Genomic DNA, 18,408 nt, shown 5'->3' on the forward strand with positions numbered 1-18,408 from the left:
GCCATTTCCTCCATCGCGGCATCGCCGCCCGGCAGTTCCAGCGCGCCTTTCTTCTGGCCGAAGGCATGCAGGTGCTGGGCGCCGATCTCGTCAACGGCCTGTTGTCCATCGATCTGGCGCGCCCCGAGCCGGAGCGGGTGATCAAGAAGATCGAGATCGCGGCGCGCGATTGAGGGCCGCCGTCCGTCCGGTTAAATCCCGATCTGCGGCTTTTCATCTTTTTTCCGCACGCTCGAGGCGTCCTCTCCCCTAAGATCGACGCCCATGAGACAAATGTCTTCGTCCTCGACCACGACCGCAGACAGCTTGCCGACGCCGTTTGCTTGAGAGCCGCTGCAGAAAGCCCTATCAGGACCCATGTTTGAGCTTGCCGTCGCGCTTGTGTTGATTGTCATCAACGGTATTTTCTCGTTGTCGGAGCTGGCGATCGTTTCGGCGCGCAAGATCCGCTTGAAGACCATGGCCGCGGAAGGGCGCCGCGGCGCCGCCGCCGCTCTGGCGCTCGCGGAGCATCCGGGACGATTCCTCTCCACGGTGCAGATCGGGATCACGCTCGTCGGCGTTCTCGCGGGCGCTTTTTCCGGCGCGGCGCTCGGCCATCGCCTCTCCCAGGAATTGCGCGCTCAGGGCGTGGCGGGATCGGCGGCGGATTGGATCGGTTATGGCGGCGTCGTCGGCTTCATCACCTATCTGTCGGTGGTAATCGGCGAATTGCTGCCCAAGAGCATCGCCCTGCGCCATGCCGAAGCCATCGCCTGCCGGATGGCGGCGCCGATGGCGTTGCTTTCGGCGCTCGGCGCGCCGGTCGTTTGGCTGCTGGATGCGTCGACGAGGCTCGTGCTGCTGCTCATCGGCCAGTCGAATGAGCTGCAGGCCGGAGTGACCGATGAGGAGATCAGGACCCTTATCGCCGAGGCCCATTCGGCGGGCTCGATCGAAGCCGACGAACAGCAGATGATCGCGGGCGTGCTGCGCCTTGGCGATCGCGCCGCGCGCGCCTTGATGACGCCGCGCACCGAGGTGGATTGGCTTGACCTCAGCGAGCCGGACGATGTCTTGCGCCAGAAGCTCGTCGAGACGACGCATGCGCGCCTGCCCGTCAGCCGTGGCGACATGGACGACATGATCGGCGTCCTGCTCATTCGCGAGCTGCTGGGGCCGGCGCTGAGGGGCGAGCCGCTTGATCTCGAAGCCCATGTTCGGCCGGCGCCGGTCGTGCCCGATTCGATCGACGCGCTCGACGCGCTGAACGTTCTGCGCGAAGCCGAGACGCCGATGGCGCTGGTTCACGATGAATACGGCCATTTCGAAGGCGTGGTGACGCCGGCTGATATCCTCGACGCGATCGCAGGCGCCTTCAGGTCCGACGAGGGCCATGATGAGCCGGAAGCGGTCAAGCGCGAAGACGGCAGCTGGCTGCTCGCGGGCTGGATGCCCGTCGATGAAATGGCCGAACTCCTGCACGTGACGCTGCCCGAGAACAGAAGCTTCGACACTGTCGCCGGCCTCGTGCTCGACGGCCTGATCCGCTTCCCAACGCTCGGCGAAACGGTCGACAAGCTCGGATGGCGCTTCGAGGTCGTCGATCTCGACGGTCGCCGCGTCGACAAGTTGCTCGCTTCGAAACTCCCGGTCGAGAGTGAGTAGCGCGGCCGAACCCGCTCGCTAATTGGAGAGGTCTTTGTGTCGGGAATTCTTCCCGATTATTACAGGATCATGTCCCAACAAAATCGTTATTTTTCAGAAGTGTAGACAGCAGGTCACACCTTGGAAATTTTAGCTCTACAGCCAAGCTGACGAGGGACGAAAAGTCATTTCTGACGGTATAACCGCCCACGTAACGCATGGGGCAGAAATGACCGGTTCCAAAAAGCAAGTTTCCTTCATTGCGCTTGCCGCATCGCTCGCATCGGGGGCTGCGTATGCCCAGCAGGCGCTCCCGCCGATCGAGGTCGGCGCCACGCCGCTCCGCTCTTCCTCCCGTCCCGCGCCAGCCGCCGCTGCGCCCGCGCCTCAGCGCTCGACCACTGCGCCCCCCGCGCCCAGGATCGCCCAAACCACTCCCGCTCCGGCGCCCTATGTCTCGCCGCTGGTGAACTATCCGGTGCCGGCGTCCGTTCACGTCGTCGACAGTAAGGAAATCGCCAACACCCGCCAGTTTGACCTCGGCGGCGCGCTGCAACGCACCGCGCCCGGCGTGCTGATCAACGATGTCGGCGGCAATCCTTCGTTCCCCGAGGTGGATTATCGCGGCTTCGTCGCGTCGCCCTACGCCGGCGTGCCGCAGGGCCTCGCCGTGTTCCAAAATGGCGTCCGCATCAATGAGATGTGGGGCGACACGGTCAATTGGGACCTGATCCCGAGCGTCGCCATCGATCGCGTTGCGATCGAGACGGGCAACCCTCTCTATGGTCTGAACGCCGTTGGCGGCGCCATCGTTCTCGACATGAAGAACGGCTTCACCTGGCAGGGGTCGGAACTCGACATCCGCGGCGGTTCGTTCAACCGCCGTCAGGGCGTGTTCCAATATGGACGCAAGATCGCGGATTTCGCCCTCTACGCCGCCGGCGAGGCGTCGGGCGACTCCGGCTATCGCTATTTTTCCGGCTCGCAGATCAAGCGCTTCTATGGCGACATCGGCTATCGCGCCGAAAGCGTCGAGATTCACGCCAATGCGACGCTCGGCTCGAATCGTTTCGGCGCCTCGGGGCCGGCGCCGGTGGAGATGGTCGCGGGCGACAAGAGTTCGACCTATACGACGCCGCAGACCTACAAAAATCAGGTAATGATGTTCGACCTCAACGGACAGGTCGACGTCAGCCCGACGACAAAGCTGCTCGGCGACATTCATTATCGCGGCTATAATCAGGCGCGCGTCGACGGCAACACCACCGAGTTCGAATGCGAGGGCGGAGAGGAATTTTGCACGACGGACGACGACCAGCCGACCAACGTCCCGAATTTTTTCAATACCGGAAACGAACTCATCCAGGGTCCAGCCCTCGGCGCGATCGACCGCACCTGGACGAAGATCGACACGCTCGGCTTCACCGGGCAGCTCAACAACACCGATAGAATCCTCGGCTTCGCCAACAGATTCACCGTCGGCGTCAACCTTGAGCACGGTTACACCGGCTTTCAGGCGAATCAGGAACTCGGCATTATCAACCGTGATTTCACGGTCACCGGCTTCAACTACTTCACCAACGAGCCCACCGCCGGCATCTCGCCGGTCAGCCTCAACGTGTCGAACTATTACTTAGGCGCCTATGCGCTCGATGCGCTCGATCTGACCGACCAGCTCACCGTGACCGGCGGCTTGCGCTACAACCGCGCCAGCGTCCAGATGTACGACAATAAGGGCACGGCGCTGAACGCGACCCATGTATTCAATCACGTCAATCCGATGGGCGGCCTGACCTACAAGATCACCCCGCAGATCGCCGCCTTCGCCAGCTATTCAGTTGCGAACCGCGCCCCAACGCCCCTGGAGCTCGGCTGCTCGGACCCGAACCGCCCCTGCGTGATCGACGCCTTCCTGGTGTCCGATCCGCCGCTGAAGCAGGTGACCTCGAACACGATCGACATGGGCCTGCGCGGCGGCTTCAGACCGGCCGAAGCCCTGCCCGACATGCTCTATCGCTTCCCCGGAACCGTTCAGTGGTCAGCAGGAATCTTCCGCACCAATGTCTTCGACGACATTCTCAGCATTCCCAGCCAGATCGTCGGCCGCGGCTACTTCACCAACGCCGGCAACACCGTGCGTCAAGGCGTGGAGTTCTCCATGCGCTATGCCGGCGAGCGCATGTCGGCCTATGTGAATTACACACTGACCGACGCCTACTTCAATTCGGAGAACATTCTCGGCGCGCCGGGCAACCCCGCAGTGATGGCGGTTGGAGCGACGGGCGTTCTGGTCAAGCCGGGCGCTTCGCTGCCGTCGATCGCGCACCACCGCTTCAAGACCGGCGTCGATTATTCGGTGACGCCGAGATGGCGGGTCGGCGGCGATTTCGTCTATGCCAGCGGTCCCTATCTCGTTGGCGATTGGGCCAATCAGTTCGGCACGCTATCGCCCTACGGCCTTCTGAATCTGCGCACGTCCTATGACCTGACGCCCTATCTGCAGCTCTATGCGCTGATCGAGAATGTGACGAATACGCGGTCGCGCAACTTCGGAACGTTTTTCGAAACCGACTCGATCAACTTTGCCAATTTTTACAATCCCAAGATGGTGTCGGTCGGACCGCCGACCGCCTTCTACGCCGGCATGAAATGGAATTTCGGCGCCGAGCCGAGCGGCTGGATGGCGTTGGCGCCCGACGAACCCGCGCGGCCAAGCGCCCATGCGCCCGCCGCTCGCAGATGGGCCGGTCTCTATGCCGGCGTCAACCTGGGTTACGGCTGGGGCGCAAAGACCGGCGCGCGCGTCACTCCCAACGGCTTCGGCGACCAATTCGCCGCGCTATGGAACGAGAAAATCATCGCCGAGGAGCCGCCGGAAGACAATGCGAGCTGGTGGAGCTTGTTCTTGCCGGGCGCGACCGGGGGCGCGAACACCGGACTCGCCCATGCCAGCCGCAACGGCTTCGTCGGCGGCGGCCAGATCGGCTGGAACTATCAGGACGAATCGAATGTCGTGCTCGGCCTCGAATCCGACATTCAGGGGACTCTCTTCCGCGGCAAGGGCTCATATAGCGGCGCCCTCGTTGAAAATGCCGGATATATCGACAAGGAGGAAGACGACGAACTCGAGTCCCTTGTGCTGACCCGCCAATCAATCGGCGGCGGCGTTGTCTCCGCTGGAACCCGTTGGATGGGCACCTTCCGCGGCAGGCTCGGCTATGCGGTCACCGACACGCTTCTGGCCTATGGCACAGGCGGTCTCGCCTATGGCGACGTCTACGCGTCCGCCTCGCACTTCAATACATCCAGCATCCAGCGCCAAAACGAACTGGGCGTCACGGCGTGGAACTACGCCAATCCCGCCGCGTTTGGCGGCGGCGCCTATTCGGGTTTCATGGCCGGCTGGGCGGCGGGCGGCGGCGCCGAGTGGATGTTCGCCGACAATTGGAGCGCCAAGGCGGAAGGCCTCTATTACAATCTCGGCAGCGTCGATCTTATGTCGTCCCCGCTCGTGACCACATGCTCGAACCAGGCGACAAACACCTCGGGCGGCGCCTGCGCCAGAGGCGAGTCGAGCGCGAACCGAATCGCGCCAGGCGGCCTGCTCTGGGCCAACAGCCCCGTAACCAAGGTCGTGTTCGACGGCGTCATCGTCCGCGCCGGGCTCAACTATCATTTCAATTGGGGAGCTGACCTGTTTAGTCCGCCGCTCTGACTTCAATGACCGCGCAACCGCTGTCTCGATACAGCGCTGGCGTCGAAGCCGCCAGTTGACGTAACATTCGCCGGTGACGCGATCAGCGCCGAGCGCCTATTCCTCGAGCGCGCCTTCTTCATTCACCGAATGCGCCAAGCCGGCCGTCGCCAATAGACCGGCGACGCTGACGGCGACCATGACCGCGACGACGCCGATTAGCCCCCAGGCGTCCTGCAGTTGCGGCACGACGAAGGTACCGAACGCCGCGCCGATCTTGGCGCAGGCCGCCGCAAAACCGCTCGCCGAAGCGCGGATCGCGGTCGGAAACAGAGTCGGCGCGAGCGTGAACGTCGTCGCGTTCGGTCCGGCGTTCATTGTAAAATTGAACAGCATGAAGCCGCCAATGACGAAAGCGAGATGGGCTTTCGCGCCATTGTCGGTCATCGCCGCGAAGAGCAGCAGCAGCATGCCGAGCGCCATGCCGCTGAAGCCTGCGACCTGCATGGTGATCCGGCCATAGCGCGGGACCGCGAAGAGGCTCGCCACAAAGCCGATGACGAGAAACGCGTCGACGACGGCGCTGCCTTCCGCATCGGCGAAATCAGCCGCGATCGCTCCCGTCGTGACGTCGCCAAAATGCATCGCGCCGAGAATGACCGGCGTGAACAGACCGACGCCATAGGTCGCGACATCCATCAGCATCCAGGGCAGGGAGACGAGCATCGTGCGCGCGCGATAGGCTTGGGTGAACAGCGCCAAATAGCCGACATCCTGCGCATGCGGCGTCACGCCCGGCCTCGGCGCCGGGATGGCGACCGCTTCGGCGCCCAGATTTGCAGGTTTCTCGCCGAACTCGATCGACAAGGTTTTGAGCAGCGCCGTCGCCTCGCCGATGCGCCCCCGCGCCGCCAGCCAGCGCACGCTTTCCGGCGCCCACAGGCGTGCAGCCAGGAACAGCAGCGCGATCGCGCCGCCCGCGCCAAGCAGCAGCCGCCAGTCTTCCATCGACGGCCGCAGCTTCAAGATCGCGAGTCCGGCGAGCGCCGCCGCCGCCATGCCGACCGACTGCAAGGCGATCGTTGCGACGGTCATTCTGTTGCGCACCTTGCGGGGCATCAGCTCCGACACATAAGAGCCGCTTGTTGGGAAATCGATGCCGACGCCGGCGCCAAGAAGAAACTGCGAGAGCAGGATGAAGCGGACGTTCGGCGCCGCTGCGCCGATAAAGAATGCGAGGGCGATGATCGCCATGTCGGCGATGAATGTGCGCTTGCGGCCGAACCTGTCCGCGCTTAAACCGCCGATCGCCGCTCCCACGACCGCACCGAGCACCAGAGCCGACCCGATCAGGCCGACGAAAAGCGGGCTGATCGCGAATTCGCTCTTGAGCAGCGGCAGCGCGACGCCGAGCCCCGATACCGAAAAACCGTCGAGAAACGCGCCGCCGCTCGCCGCGAACCAATAGGCGTAATGGCGCCACGTCATCGGCGCTTCGTCGAGCGCCGAAAAGACCGAGGCGGCGGCCGCTGGTGATGCCGTCACCGCGCCTTGCTCCCTTCCTTTTCGATTTTGGCTTGATGATAAAGTTTCCGAATCTCTTCGATGTCGACAGTCGGCTTCGGCAGCTTCAGATCGAGATTGTCGAGCGCATCGGCGATGATGCTCGACACCGCCAGATTGCGAAACCATTTGTGGTTCGACGGGATGACGAACCAGGGCGCATGGTCGGTCGAGCAGCGCGACAAGGCGGACTCAAAGGCTTTGATGTAATCGTCCCATTTCTCGCGTTCGGAATAATCGGAAGCGCTGATCTTCCATTGATGCGCCGGATCGTCGAGCCGCTCCTTGAAGCGCTTGAGCTGCTCCTCCTTGGAGATGTAGAGAAAAAACTTCAGAATCGTCGTCTTGTTCTCGACAGTGAGCAGCTTCTCCCATTCATTGATGAAGTCGTAGCGCGGCTTCCAGACGTCCTTTGGCGCGAGTTTGTGCACGCGCACGACAAGCACGTCTTCATAATGCGAGCGATTGAAGATCGACACGTAGCCGCGGCGTGGCGCGTGCGGATGAACGCGCCACAGGAAGTCGTGCTCTTGTTCTTCGGGGGTCGGCTGCTTGAACCCCGTCACTTGCACGCCCTGCGGGTCCATGGCGCTGATGACATGCCAGCAGGTGCCGTCCTTGCCGGCGCTATCGATGCCCTGCAAGACGATCAGCAGGGAATGCGTGCGGTCGGCGTAAAGTTTGCGTTGCAGTTCGGTGATGCGCGCCAGATTGCGCTGCAGCTCCTGCGCCGCTTCCGCGTCATTGGCGAAATCGCCATGGAACCCCGGATCAATCGATCCAAGATCGACATTCGATCCCGGATCGACTCGGAGTTTTTTGAGGAAATTCATGTGCGCCGCCTCCTTCTTCACTCGCGCTCCTTCAACCGGCGAGAGCGGCGCCGCCGGCCTTCAAGTCTCTTTCGCGCTTGTCGGCCAGACGCCAGTAGATGATCTTTACAATTTCCGCCGCGACAACCCAGAGCAGGCAGTAAAGCCACACGCCAACGATCGCCGCGCCGGGAACGGCGTCGACGCCGACGCCGTAGAGGCAGAGCAGCACTGCCGCGACCTGCGTCGCCGCAATCGCCCAGAACAGCCTTGCGCTCGGATAGGGCGGCGCGAAAATCGCTTTCTTTGTGCGCACGCTGAGGAGGAGCAGATGGCCGCCGACGGCGAGCTGCAAGAACAGCAGAGTCTGAAGCTGGCCGGGGTCGATCGGGATGATTGTCTGCAGCGAATCGTCGAGGGTCCAGCGCATGCCAATCAGCAGGAGACCAAAGGTCTCGGCCACCGCCAGCAATCCCATCAGCGACGAAAAAATGAAGATTCGATGCATGTCCCATCTCACCGGCCGCGGGGCGACGGGAACGTTATCGTAAGCGATGGTCATGATCGGAATGTCGTCGAGCAGCGCGAGCGCGACGATCATGATGGCGGTCAGCGGCTGAAACTCCAGGAAAACGATTGAAGCGACGACGACGATCATGATGTCGAGCGTCATGGCGATGCGGTAGTGGATGTAGCTTTCGATGCGCTGGAAAATCTGGCGCGACACGCGGATCGCGTTGACGATGGTGGAAAGACCCGGCGCCGTGAGGATCAACGCCGCCGCGCTGCGCGCGGCGTCGGTCGCGCCGCTGACGGCGATGCCGCAATCCGCCTGTTTGAGCGCCGGCGCATCATTGACGCCGTCGCCGGTCATCGCGACGATGTGGCCGACCGACTGAAGCGCTTTGACGATCTCATATTTGTGCTCGGGGAACACTCTGCCGAAACCGTCGGCGCGCTCCACCGTTTCGATGACGCTGCGCGGCAACGCGTCGGCCTTTGCGCCGCCTTTGAAGACGTCGCTTGCGACGAGCAGATGCGAGCCCATGCCGAGCTGGGCGGCGATTTCGTCGCCGATGGCGACGTCATCGCCAGTCACCATCTTGACGTTGAGGCCAAGCGTGCGCGCCCTGGCGATCGTCTCCTTGGCGTCGGCCCGCGGCGGATCCATCAGCGAAATCAGTCCGACGAGCGCCCATTTGGCGCCGTCTTCCGACATTGCGACGCCGAGCGCGCGCTGACCCTTGGCGGCGAGCGCCGCCACGTCATTGTGATAGTGTTGCAGCGTCTGCGAGTCGGGCCTGACGAGGGCGGAGATCGCCTGCGGCGCGCCTTTCGCGTAATGACGGATCCCGCCGGCGCCGTCGGCGACCGTGGCGATCGTGCGTTTGCTGACGGGATCGAACGGCGTAAAGGCTTTCTGCTTGAAGCCGTCGAGCGCGTCATGCGCCGGCAGCGCCGCCATCACCGCGAGGTCGATCGCGTCTTCGCTGCTTCTTTGCGTCGCCAGCGCGGCGAAGAGCAGCACGTCGTCGCTCTTGAATGCGCCATAGGGAATGGCGTTTTGCACCGTGAGCCTGTTCATCGTCAGCGTGCCGGTCTTGTCGCTGCACAGCACATCGACTCCGGCAAGCTCCTCGATCGCGCTGAGGCGCGATACAATCGCCTTCTGCAAGGAGAGCGTGTAGGCGCCGATCGCCATGGTCACCGACATGACCGCCGGCAGCGCGACCGGAATTGATGCGATCAGCAGCACCAGCACATATTGGGCGATCGAGCCGACGCGATCCCAGCGCCAGATGTCGGGCGCGATGACTTCTCGATAAAGCTGCGCGCCGACGAGAACCAGCGCCAGCAAAAACGCGAGCAACAGCAGAAAATCGCCAACCTCGGTCACCGCGCGCTGCGAATGCGAAACCGCGCCGGCGGCGCCGACAAGCTTCGCGGTGCGGCCGAAGAAGGTGCTATCGCCCGTCGCCGTCACCACGCCGCTCATCGCGCCCTGCTTGGCGATCGCGCCGGAATAGGCGTCGTCGCCGATCTTTTTGGACACCGGCAGCGATTCGCCGGTGAGCGCCGCTTGATCGCAGCTCAAATAGTCGCCTTCGATGAGCAACAGATCCGCCGGGATGATCTGTCCCGCAGCGACGCTGACGATATCTCCCGGCGTCAGTTCGGCGGCGGCGATCGTCGTCCAGGCGCCGTCGCGCAAGGCGCGCGCGCGCGGCGCAAGGTTTTTCTTCAACGCCGCAAGCGCGTTCGCGGCTTTGTTGTCCTGCCAAAAGCCGACGACGGCGTTATAGATGAGAAGGCCCGTGACGACGCCAAAATCCGGCCAGTCCGTGCGCACGCCTGAAATCACCGCTGCGGCTTCGATGAGGAACGGCAGCGGTCCCCAGAAATATTTCAGCAGGCGGCGCCATTTGCTTTCCGTCCTGTCCTCGATCGCGTTGCGGCCGTATTCGGTGAGGCGCCGCGCCGCTTCAGCCGAGGTCAGCCCGCTCTCGCTTGTCTTCAGCGCCTCAAGCCGCTGCGCGATTTTCACCTGCGTCGGGTCTAGGGAAAACCCTGGCGAAGATTGGCCTGCCGGCGAGTTCGCGCTGGCGTCAGGCATGCTCGCTCTCTCCTGCTTCAGATAGATTAAAATATCCAGATCGGATGTTACGGCGTGAGCCGACGCTCGCCAATAGCGCCGCTGAAAAAGGCGGCGCTAAGTCAAAACTGAACTTGCGCTACTTATTCGGCGGCGGCGCAGACGGCGCCGTCGTCCGACGCGCCGGCGACGTTATCCTTTACGATCTTCTCCGCGTGCGTCTTCGCATCCGCGAGATCCTTGTCAAAGACATTGGTCAGATATTCGTTCGTCGTCGTCTTCACGATCGAGTGATTCGGCGATTGCAGTGGGCCAGATACATCGATCGAGGCGACCGTCGACAGGCCGGGACGCAAGGGCTGTTTCTCGAGTTCGTCCGCCTGCAAGGCGATTCGCACCGGAATGCGTTGAATGATTCGAATGAAGTTGCCGGTGGCGTTATCGGGGGGAAGAGTCGCGAAGACGGCGCCGGAGCCCGGAACGAGTCCAGCCACTTCGCCGTGGTAGACCTGTTTCGATCCGTAGAGGTCGACCGTGATGAGCGCCGGCTGTCCGGGACGAACCCGGTCCATCCTGTTTTCCCACAGATTCGCTTCAACCCAGAGATGGTCGAGCGGCACGATATTGAGAACGACGTCGCCGGGGCGCACTCGCTTGCCGACCTGGACGCCGCGCTTGGCGACGTAGCCGCTCGCTGGCGCGCGGATGTTCTGGCGCAAGAATTCGATGTAAGCGTCGTTGTATCTGGCTTTGGCGGCCTCGATATCTGGATGGTTCATTCGAGTCACGCCGCCGACCCGCGCCTCGACCGCCTGATATTCCGCCTGCGCCTCGCGCAGATCGGCTTCCAGCGCGGCGAGCTGATCCTCGGCGTTCTGCAGCACCTGTCGCGACGACGCGCCGCTCGCAGTCGCCTGCCGGTATCTTGCAAGATCGTGTCGCGTCCGGTCCCGTAGCGCGGCGCGCGCGACGACCTTCTGGCAGACTTGGCGGCGCAGGGCGTAAAGCGCGCCGACGGCGCGGACGGCGCGGCCGAGTTCGGCCTCGGCCTGCGCGAGCGCCGCTCTTGCCCGCTGTCCGTCCAGGCGAACGAGCACGGCGTCTTTTTTCACGAACTGGGTTTCTTCCGCCAGAACGGCCGCGACGACTCCCGTCGCATCGGCCTGTACGGGAATAATGTTGCCGGCGACATAGGCGTTGTCCGTCGTCACCCAATCGCGGGCAAAAAAATACCATCGCAAGATTGCGATGACCGCGCCGACAAGGACCGCCGCAATGACGATCTTGAGCAGAAAATCTCTGCGGGAGCGGATGATTTTTCCGGACAGCGGCATCGTACCGGTTCGCGTTCTTCTACTAAAATGAGGCGCTCAGCCGCCGCCAAGCGACTGGATCGCTTCGACGGCCGGCGTCAAGGGGTCGGTTTCGGGCGCTGGCTTCGGCGCGTTGGGCGGCGGACCACCGGCATAGCCGCCGCCAAGCGCTTGATACAGGTCGACGGCGGCGATGAGCCTGTCGCCTTCCAGCGCGCGCTGCGCAAAGCCGGATTCGAGAAGATCGACGCGCTCGGCGACGATTTCGCGGCGGTCCTTTATGCCGTCGCGCAGACGCGCTTGCGCAAGGTCATACTGCGCGCGCGCCGCGCGAAGGTTGCGGCTCTGCGCCTCATATTCGACGCAGGCGCGCTTGAAATTGGTGCTGGCGTCGGCCACCTGCTGCGCGGCCTGCAGCAGCGTCTCATTATAGGAGTCGACGGCCTGATCGTAATCGGCGTGCTGAGCCTCTAAAATTCCGCTGAGCCTGCCGCCCTGAAAAACCGGCAAACGCAAGGTTGGCGAGACCGCGTAGCCGATCGCCGAAGGCGTGAAGAGATAGCCTGCGAGTTTGCTGATTTTCGTCGATGTCACCGAGCCTTCAAAGCCGCCGGTGGTCGCAAGGTCGATTGAGGGCAAAAAAAGCGTCTTGGCGACGTGAACGCGAGCCGCCGCCGCTTCGGCGCGGCGCAGCGCGGCGGCAAGATCAGGGCGGTGGACGAGCAATTCGATGGGCAGGCTCCGCGGCAGCGGCGGAGCGGCCGGCGCTGGCGCTTTCCGACCCACGTAAAGGTCGCGCGTCGCGTCGGGTCCTTCGCCGATGAGTCGAGCGAGCGCGTTTTTCTGCAGCGTTAGGAGCGCCTCCGCGGCCGCTTCGCGCCGGACGGCATTTTCGAATTCGGCGCGGGCGGTCTGCGCCCCGTCCAATGAATCCAGTCCGGTTCGATAGCGGGTCTCGGCAAGCGAAACCAAATCGCGCCGCATGCGCGTCAAGGCTCTTGCAGCTTCGAGTTGTCGCGCCGCGGCGTAGCCGCGCAGATAGGCGCGCGCGACCGAGGCGGACAGAAGCAGGCGCGCCTGTTCGAATTCGGCCTCCTGGGCCGCCGACTCGCCGATCGCTGCGTCGAGCAGCGCCCGGTTCTTCCGCCAGAAATCCAGCTCATACGTCAGCGCCAGCGGATTGAGGAAGGCCATGGTCTTCTCCAATCCGCCCTGCGCCGGATTGTAGGAAGCCACGACGCCGTGCAGCGGATTGCGCGACTGCCGCATGCCGAAGGTCGCCTGGACTTCCGGCAGGAGCCTGGCGCCGGCGACCTGCACCAGGGCGTCCGCGCCGCGCAGCGCATCTTCCGCCTTTCTCAAGCTCTGATTGTCGCGCAACGCCTTATCGACGATGCCGTCGAGCTCGGGACTGCGGAACGCGCGCCACCATTCTTCGCGCGGCCAGGACGTTTCGTCGGCGAGCCTGAGCCCGGATCTTGCGATCGTGCGCTCCATGGCCGGCGCCCCGAGAAACTGGGCGCGCTCGCCTTGCGTGGTCGGCGCGCAGGCGGCGAGAATGAGCGCGAACGGGATTCCGCAAAAGAGACCTCTGCGCCGCGCGCCGAGCTGACTCCCGCCGATACGGGCGACGATCAACTCTCGGCCGGCGGGGCGCAGGCGGGAAGGCGCAGGACGGGCTGCCGGCGGTTGGCGCACGAGGACGCTCCTACACTGCGCCAACGGTCGGTGGACGCGGCGACGAGTTCGTAGGAGTCATCAGCCTTTTCGGCGGTTATCGGGGGAACCCCATCCCCATCCGTTAATACTTAGTTTACCAGGGCTCTGCCGGTCAATAAGTCCACAGAGCGACCGCGCGCGCTATCCCCAGAGCTGGGAAAGCGGCGGCGCAAGAGTCGAACCCTCGTAGGACAGTCCGGGAATGCGGTCGCGGGCGAGAAGCAGCGGACCGTCGAGATCGACGAAATTCGCCTTCTGACCCACGAGCGTCGCCGGCGCCATGGCGAGAGAGGTCCCCACCATGCAGCCGGCCATGATCGAAAAGCCCATGTCTTGCGCCGCGCGCGCCAGCGCCAGCGCTTCGGTCAGGCCGCCGGTCTTGTCGAGTTTGATATTGATCGCATCGTAGCGGCCCATGAGCGGCGCGAGCGACGCGCGGTCATGCACGCTTTCGTCGGCGCAGATCGGCACGGGATGCGCCAAGCGGGCAAGAGCTTCGTCGCGGCCAGCCGGCAGAGGCTGCTCGACGAGCGCAACGCCGAAATCGGCGCAGACGGCGAGGCGGCGGGCAAGCGTCGCCTCGTCCCATGATTCGTTCGCGTCGACAATAAGGACGGACTCGGGCGCTCCTGCCCGCACCGCCGCAAGACGCGCTTCGTCGCCTTCCCCGGCAAGCTTGATCTTCAGCAATGGTCGGCTGGCGGCCTTCGCCGCCGCGGCGCGCATCTCGTCGGGCGCGCCGACCGAGATCGTATAGGCCGTCACGAGCGGCGAAAGCGCTTCGAAGCCGGCCGTCGCATAGGCCGGGACCCCGGACAGCTTGGCCTCGAGGTCCCAGAGCGCGCAGTCGAGCGCGTTACGCGGCGCGCCAGCGGGCAGGAGACGCTGCAAGGCGGCGCGGTCGGCGCCGGCCTCAAGAGGGTCGCGCACGCTTTCGATCGCCGCGACGACGCCTTCGACGCACTCGCCATATCGGGCATAGGGCACGCATTCGCCCCGGCCAAGGCCACGGTCTTCGATCAAAGTCGCGGTCACGACCACGGCTTCGGTCTTCGCGCCGCGCGAAATCACGAACTGGCCAGCGATCGGGTAAGTCTCTACGACGATGGATAATTTCCGGGTCAAATCGCTCTCCGGCGCGGGCTTTAGGCAGGGGGCGTTGGCGCCGCCTTGTGCGCAGACGCGCTTGCTGACGCCAATTCACGCGGTTATCACGTTTTTGCAAGCGGCCGCGCCTGCCGGCGTCTGCGGCGCGCCATAATCGGCGGATAGGATGACGCCATCGATGAGCCGATTATTGACGCCAGCGCAGTGCGAATCCCGATGACCGTCGCGGCGATGGGGCGTCCGCCCAAATTCACCCGCCAGTCGTCGCCGGAGGGCGTGCGCCTATCGCTTTCAGGAGATTGGACTCTCGTCGCCTCTCATCGTCTCGAGGAGGAGTCGCGTCGAATTGTCGAGGAGGCGCGGGGCGACCGGCTGATCGTCATCGATCTAGCGCAGGTTTCGCAACTCGACACCGCCGGCGCCTGGCTCATCAATCGCGCGCGGCATGATCTCGCGCGCCGCGACGTCGCCGTCGCGCTAGAACATGTGCGCCCGGAATACTCCACCCTGCTCGAAGAGGCGCATTATCGCGCCTTCGACGCGCCGGCACGGCCGAATTTCAATGTCATCTTCGTCCTGCTTTCGGACCTCGGCCAATCGACCGTTGACGCCCTTCACGAATTTTATCGCGGCGTCAGCTTTCTTGGCGAATTGGTTTCGTCGATGATCTATGTGGCGAGCCGCCCGCACCGGTTCAGGCTGACCTCGCTTGTCGCGCAGATCGAGCTCATCGGATTTCGTAGCGTTCCGATTATCATTCTGATCAACGTGCTGGTTGGCGGCATCGTCGCGCAGCAGGGCATCTTCCAGCTGCTCAAGTTTGGCGCGTCGAGCTACACGGTCAGCCTGATCGGCATTCTGGTCTTGCGCGAACTCGGCGTTCTTCTCACGTCGATCATGATAGCCGGCCGCTCGGGCTCCGCGATCACCGCCGAACTCGGTTCGATGAAAATGCGAGAAGAGGTCGACGCGCTGCTGGTGATGGGACTGTCTCCCATCGAGGTGCTGATCGCGCCGCGCGTGCTCGGCCTCATCATCTCCTTGCCGATCCTGACTTTCATCGCGGACATCGCGGCGCTCTTTGGCGGCATGATCGTTTCCTGGTGGTATGGCGGCATCAGCCCGGTGGCGTTCGCGTCCTTGCTTAAGGAAGCGATCGCGCTGCACACGTTTCTCGTCGGCATCATCAAAGCGCCCTTCATGGCGCTGGTCATCGGCCTCATCGCCTCGATGGACGGGCTCGCGACGAAAGGCTCCGCCGAATCGCTCGGCCAGCAGGTCACGTCATCGGTGGTGAAATCCATCTTCATGGTCATCGTGATGGACGGGTTGTTCGCCGTGTTTTTCGCGTCGATCGACTATTGAGCGCGCAGATGAGCAGCCCCTCGACCAATGCCGACGGCGCCGTTCAACAGCGGCAAAATCGCGATGTCATCATCAGCGTGCGCGACCTCGTCGTCGGCTTCGGCGACCGGACCATCGTCAAAGGGCTCAATCTCGACGTTTTCCGCGGCGAGGTGCTTGGCGTCGTCGGCGGGTCCGGACAGGGCAAATCCGTGCTCACCCGCGCCATCCTTGGACTCGTGCCGACGCGGGCCGGCGCGATACGGATTTTCGGGCAGGACCGGGACGCCCTGGCGCCGACCGAACGCCGAATTCTCGAGCAGCGCTGGGGCGTTTTGTTTCAGAACGGGGCGCTTTTCTCGGGGCTTACTGTCAAGCAGAACATTCAGATGCCGATGCGCGAAACACGCGACATTTCGCAACATCTGATGGACGAACTGGCCATGCTCAAGCTCGAGCTGGTTGGCCTCGGTCCGGACGCCGCCGACAAATTTCCGTCAGAATTGTCGGGCGGCATGGTGAAGCGCGCGGCCCTGGCGCGCGCCTTGGCGCTTGATCCCGAGCTTGTGTTCCTGGACGAGCCGACGTCGGGGCTCGATCCGATCAGCGCCGCCGAATTCGACGAGCTGATCGGCACGCTGCAGCAGACCCTCGGACTGACGGTGTTCATGGTGACGCATGATCTCGATAGTCTCTATTCTATCTGCGACAGGGTGGCGGCGCTTGCTGAAGGTCGGGTGATCGCCGCAGGGCCACTGGAAACCTTGCTTGAGTCCGACCACCCCTGGCTGAAAGCCTATTTTCACGGCGTGCGCGGCGGCCGGCTGACCGCGGCGCGCATCGAGCACAAGGACGAGGAATGGAAACCCGCGCCAACTACGCGCTGATCGGCGCTTTCACGCTGGCGGCGGCCTTCGCCGCCTTCCTTTTCGTCTACTGGTTCTCGGGACCGAGCCAGCTTGGCCGGCAGGAAACCTATCAGATTGTCTTCACCGGCGCGGTCTCGGGGCTGACCCGCGGCTCCTCGGTGCTGTTCAATGGCGTGAAGGTCGGCGAGGTCACGCATCTTGGAATTTCCGAACAGGACCCGAGCAAGGTCGACGTGCTGGTCAGGATCGACAGCAGAACACCGGTCAAGACCGATACCCGTGCGCGGCTTGAGACACGGGGCTTTACCGGCGTCTCCGACGTTCTGCTCGTTGGCGGCACGCATGGCGCGCCGCCTCTGACGGCGCAAAACGACCAGAAATATCCTCAAATTCAGGCCGAGCGCTCCGAATTCCAGAATTTGCTCGGCAATGTTCAGAACCTGTCGACAAAGGCCGCCGAACTCCTCACCAAACTCGACAAGCTGATCGACGAGAATGGTCCGGCGATCACGGCGACGCTCCAAAACGCCGAGAAAGTCAGCAAGACTCTCGCCGACAACTCCGCGTCGATCGCAAGCTTCATCCGCGACGCCTCCGATGTCGCGCAATCGATGAAGCCCGTCGCGGCGCGGCTCGACAAGGCGCTCGCGGCCGGCGAAAAATTGATCGCAGCGATCGATCCCAAGCAGATCAAGTCGATCACCGGCAATATCGCCGGGGCGTCGGAACGCATCAACCGCTTCGCCGCGACAGGGCTTCGCGAGTATGAACAGCTTGCGACCGACGGACGCAAAGCGGTCGACACATTCGACCGCACGCTGCGTTCGGTGGAAAAAAACCCGTCACAATTCATCTTTGGACCATCCGAGTCCGTGCCCGAATATCAGGGCCGCTAGCACATGGCTCGCGAAAAAGCGGACGCCGGCGTCTCGCATTAAGCCTGCTCTAAGTTTTTGAGATCGATCATGTCATGCGCATTTGAGCGACGGCGTCCAAATGCTGCGTGATCCAGGACCGCCAAGCGCGGATTTGAGCCGATGCGCGGATCGGATAGAAGAACGTAGCCCGACTCGGCGCGCGGGCTAAATGGGGCGACGGGTCGGCATGAAACTGAAGGCGTCCACGTCGACGCAACGCAACGCGGCGCGGACGACAACGCTTGCATTGCTCGCGCTGTTCGTCGCGGCCTGCGCCACTGCACCGCGTGAGACGTTCGATCTGACCGCCGACAGGGCCGCTTTGCGCAGCGTCGCTTTGCGCAGCGGCCCGGCAGTCTTCGTTCCGGAGCCTGCGGCGGTCGCTCCGACCTCCTCGGATCGAATCGTCGTTCGCGCGGCGGATGACAGCGTCGCCGTACTTCCCGGCGTGCAATGGTCCGATCCATTGCCGCGTCTTTTTCAGCGCCGCCTGATCGAGGCGCTGCAGCAATGCGGTCTTTCGGCTTCTTCCAACATCGGCGCGCCAAGCAAGCTGCAGACCGACGTGCTGCGCTTCGAGATCGACATCGCCCGCGATGTCGCCGTCATTGAAGTTTCCGTTGAGCTCGTCGACGGCGGCGGCGGCCGGGCAAGAGCGGCGCGAATCTTTGTCGAAGAGGGTCCAGCCCCCGAGCATGTCGGCTCGCAGGCGGCGCGGGCGCTCAGCGACGCCGCGTCGCGCGTCGCGCTGCGCATCGGCCAATGGACGCGGGCGCGGCTGTAGCGCGCCGACGCTGCAGCGCCCAGTTCAGGGATTCGACCCTTCCCACAGCATGATATTGAGGCAGGCG

At 63.6% G+C, this 18,408-nt stretch carries 13 protein-coding genes and 1 riboswitch; of the genes, 7 read left to right on the plus strand and 6 right to left on the minus strand.

Annotation, left to right across the window (positions count from 1 at the left end):
- The 3 genes from QZ964_RS14460 to QZ964_RS14470 form a co-directional block, all read left to right on the plus strand.
- Positions 1–173: Hsp20 family protein (locus QZ964_RS14460; protein ID WP_292532361.1), on the plus strand; the 173-nt coding region annotated here is incomplete at its 5' end.
- Between the two features lie 184 nt (positions 174–357).
- A complete protein-coding gene (locus QZ964_RS14465; protein ID WP_292532349.1) occupies positions 358–1,647 on the plus strand; it encodes a hemolysin family protein in 1,290 nt (429 codons plus the stop codon).
- Positions 1,648–1,855: 208 nt separating this feature from the next.
- Positions 1,856–5,341 (plus strand): TonB-dependent receptor, encoded by a 3,486-nt coding sequence (locus QZ964_RS14470; RefSeq protein ID WP_292532350.1) that lies wholly within the window; start codon positions 1,856–1,858, stop codon positions 5,339–5,341.
- A gap of 96 nt (positions 5,342–5,437) precedes the next feature.
- Here QZ964_RS14470 and QZ964_RS14475 read toward each other — a convergent pair whose 3' ends face one another.
- The 6 genes from QZ964_RS14475 to dgcA form a co-directional block, all read right to left on the minus strand.
- Positions 5,438–6,865, minus strand: a complete 1,428-nt coding sequence (locus QZ964_RS14475) for an MFS transporter (protein WP_292532351.1) — start codon at positions 6,863–6,865, stop codon at positions 5,438–5,440.
- Positions 6,862–7,716: a polyphosphate kinase 2 family protein gene (locus QZ964_RS14480; RefSeq protein WP_292532352.1), complete on the minus strand. Its 855-nt coding sequence runs from the start codon at positions 7,714–7,716 to the stop codon at positions 6,862–6,864. Before QZ964_RS14480 ends, QZ964_RS14475 begins: the two co-directional genes overlap by 4 nt.
- A gap of 31 nt (positions 7,717–7,747) precedes the next feature.
- Complete coding sequence (locus QZ964_RS14485; protein ID WP_292532353.1) at positions 7,748–10,309, minus strand: plasma-membrane proton-efflux P-type ATPase; 2,562 nt, start codon at positions 10,307–10,309, stop codon at positions 7,748–7,750.
- A 122-nt stretch (positions 10,310–10,431) separates the two neighbouring features.
- Positions 10,432–11,622, minus strand: coding sequence for an HlyD family efflux transporter periplasmic adaptor subunit (locus QZ964_RS14490; RefSeq protein WP_292532354.1), 1,191 nt, complete (start codon positions 11,620–11,622; stop codon positions 10,432–10,434).
- A gap of 36 nt (positions 11,623–11,658) precedes the next feature.
- A complete protein-coding gene (locus QZ964_RS14495; protein ID WP_292532355.1) occupies positions 11,659–13,299 on the minus strand; it encodes an efflux transporter outer membrane subunit in 1,641 nt (546 codons plus the stop codon).
- 44 nt (positions 13,300–13,343) lie between these two features.
- A riboswitch (Fluoride riboswitch) is annotated at positions 13,344–13,406 on the minus strand.
- Positions 13,407–13,461: 55 nt separating this feature from the next.
- A complete protein-coding gene (dgcA, locus tag QZ964_RS14500; protein ID WP_292532356.1) occupies positions 13,462–14,445 on the minus strand; it encodes an N-acetyl-D-Glu racemase DgcA in 984 nt (327 codons plus the stop codon).
- Positions 14,446–14,643: 198 nt separating this feature from the next.
- Between dgcA and QZ964_RS14505 the strand changes: the two genes are divergently transcribed.
- The 4 genes from QZ964_RS14505 to QZ964_RS14520 all read left to right on the plus strand — a co-directional run bounded on the left by QZ964_RS14505 (position 14,644) and on the right by QZ964_RS14520 (position 18,341).
- Positions 14,644–15,792 carry an ABC transporter permease gene (locus tag QZ964_RS14505; RefSeq protein ID WP_292532357.1) on the plus strand — a complete coding sequence of 383 codons (1,149 nt, stop codon included), beginning with the start codon at positions 14,644–14,646 and terminating at the stop codon, positions 15,790–15,792.
- 8 nt (positions 15,793–15,800) lie between these two features.
- Positions 15,801–16,658, plus strand: coding sequence for an ABC transporter ATP-binding protein (locus QZ964_RS14510; RefSeq protein WP_292532358.1), 858 nt, complete (start codon positions 15,801–15,803; stop codon positions 16,656–16,658).
- The gene (locus QZ964_RS14515; RefSeq protein WP_292532359.1) at positions 16,631–17,536 is read left to right on the plus strand and encodes an MlaD family protein; all 906 of its coding nucleotides are present in this window, start codon (positions 16,631–16,633) and stop codon (positions 17,534–17,536) included. Before QZ964_RS14510 ends, QZ964_RS14515 begins: the two co-directional genes overlap by 28 nt.
- Positions 17,537–17,744: 208 nt before the next feature.
- The gene (locus QZ964_RS14520; RefSeq protein ID WP_292532360.1) at positions 17,745–18,341 is read left to right on the plus strand and encodes an ABC-type transport auxiliary lipoprotein family protein; all 597 of its coding nucleotides are present in this window, start codon (positions 17,745–17,747) and stop codon (positions 18,339–18,341) included.
- The last annotated feature ends 67 nt before the right edge of the window (positions 18,342–18,408 follow it).

Source organism: Methylocystis sp. (assembly GCF_021731785.1).
Lineage (GTDB): Bacteria > Pseudomonadota > Alphaproteobacteria > Rhizobiales > Beijerinckiaceae > Methylocystis.

Coding starts and splice junctions, on each gene's coding strand:
- QZ964_RS14465 (WP_292532349.1), top strand. CDS start 358: ATGTTTGAGCTTGCCGTCGCGCTTGTGTTGATTGTCATCAACGGTATT.
- QZ964_RS14470 (WP_292532350.1), top strand. CDS start 1,856: ATGACCGGTTCCAAAAAGCAAGTTTCCTTCATTGCGCTTGCCGCATCG.
- QZ964_RS14480 (WP_292532352.1), bottom strand. CDS start 7,716: ATGAATTTCCTCAAAAAACTCCGAGTCGATCCGGGATCGAATGTCGAT.
- QZ964_RS14485 (WP_292532353.1), bottom strand. CDS start 10,309: ATGCCTGACGCCAGCGCGAACTCGCCGGCAGGCCAATCTTCGCCAGGG.
- QZ964_RS14490 (WP_292532354.1), bottom strand. CDS start 11,622: ATGCCGCTGTCCGGAAAAATCATCCGCTCCCGCAGAGATTTTCTGCTC.
- QZ964_RS14505 (WP_292532357.1), top strand. CDS start 14,644: ATGACCGTCGCGGCGATGGGGCGTCCGCCCAAATTCACCCGCCAGTCG.
- QZ964_RS14510 (WP_292532358.1), top strand. CDS start 15,801: ATGAGCAGCCCCTCGACCAATGCCGACGGCGCCGTTCAACAGCGGCAA.
- QZ964_RS14515 (WP_292532359.1), top strand. CDS start 16,631: ATGGAAACCCGCGCCAACTACGCGCTGATCGGCGCTTTCACGCTGGCG.
- QZ964_RS14520 (WP_292532360.1), top strand. CDS start 17,745: ATGAAACTGAAGGCGTCCACGTCGACGCAACGCAACGCGGCGCGGACG.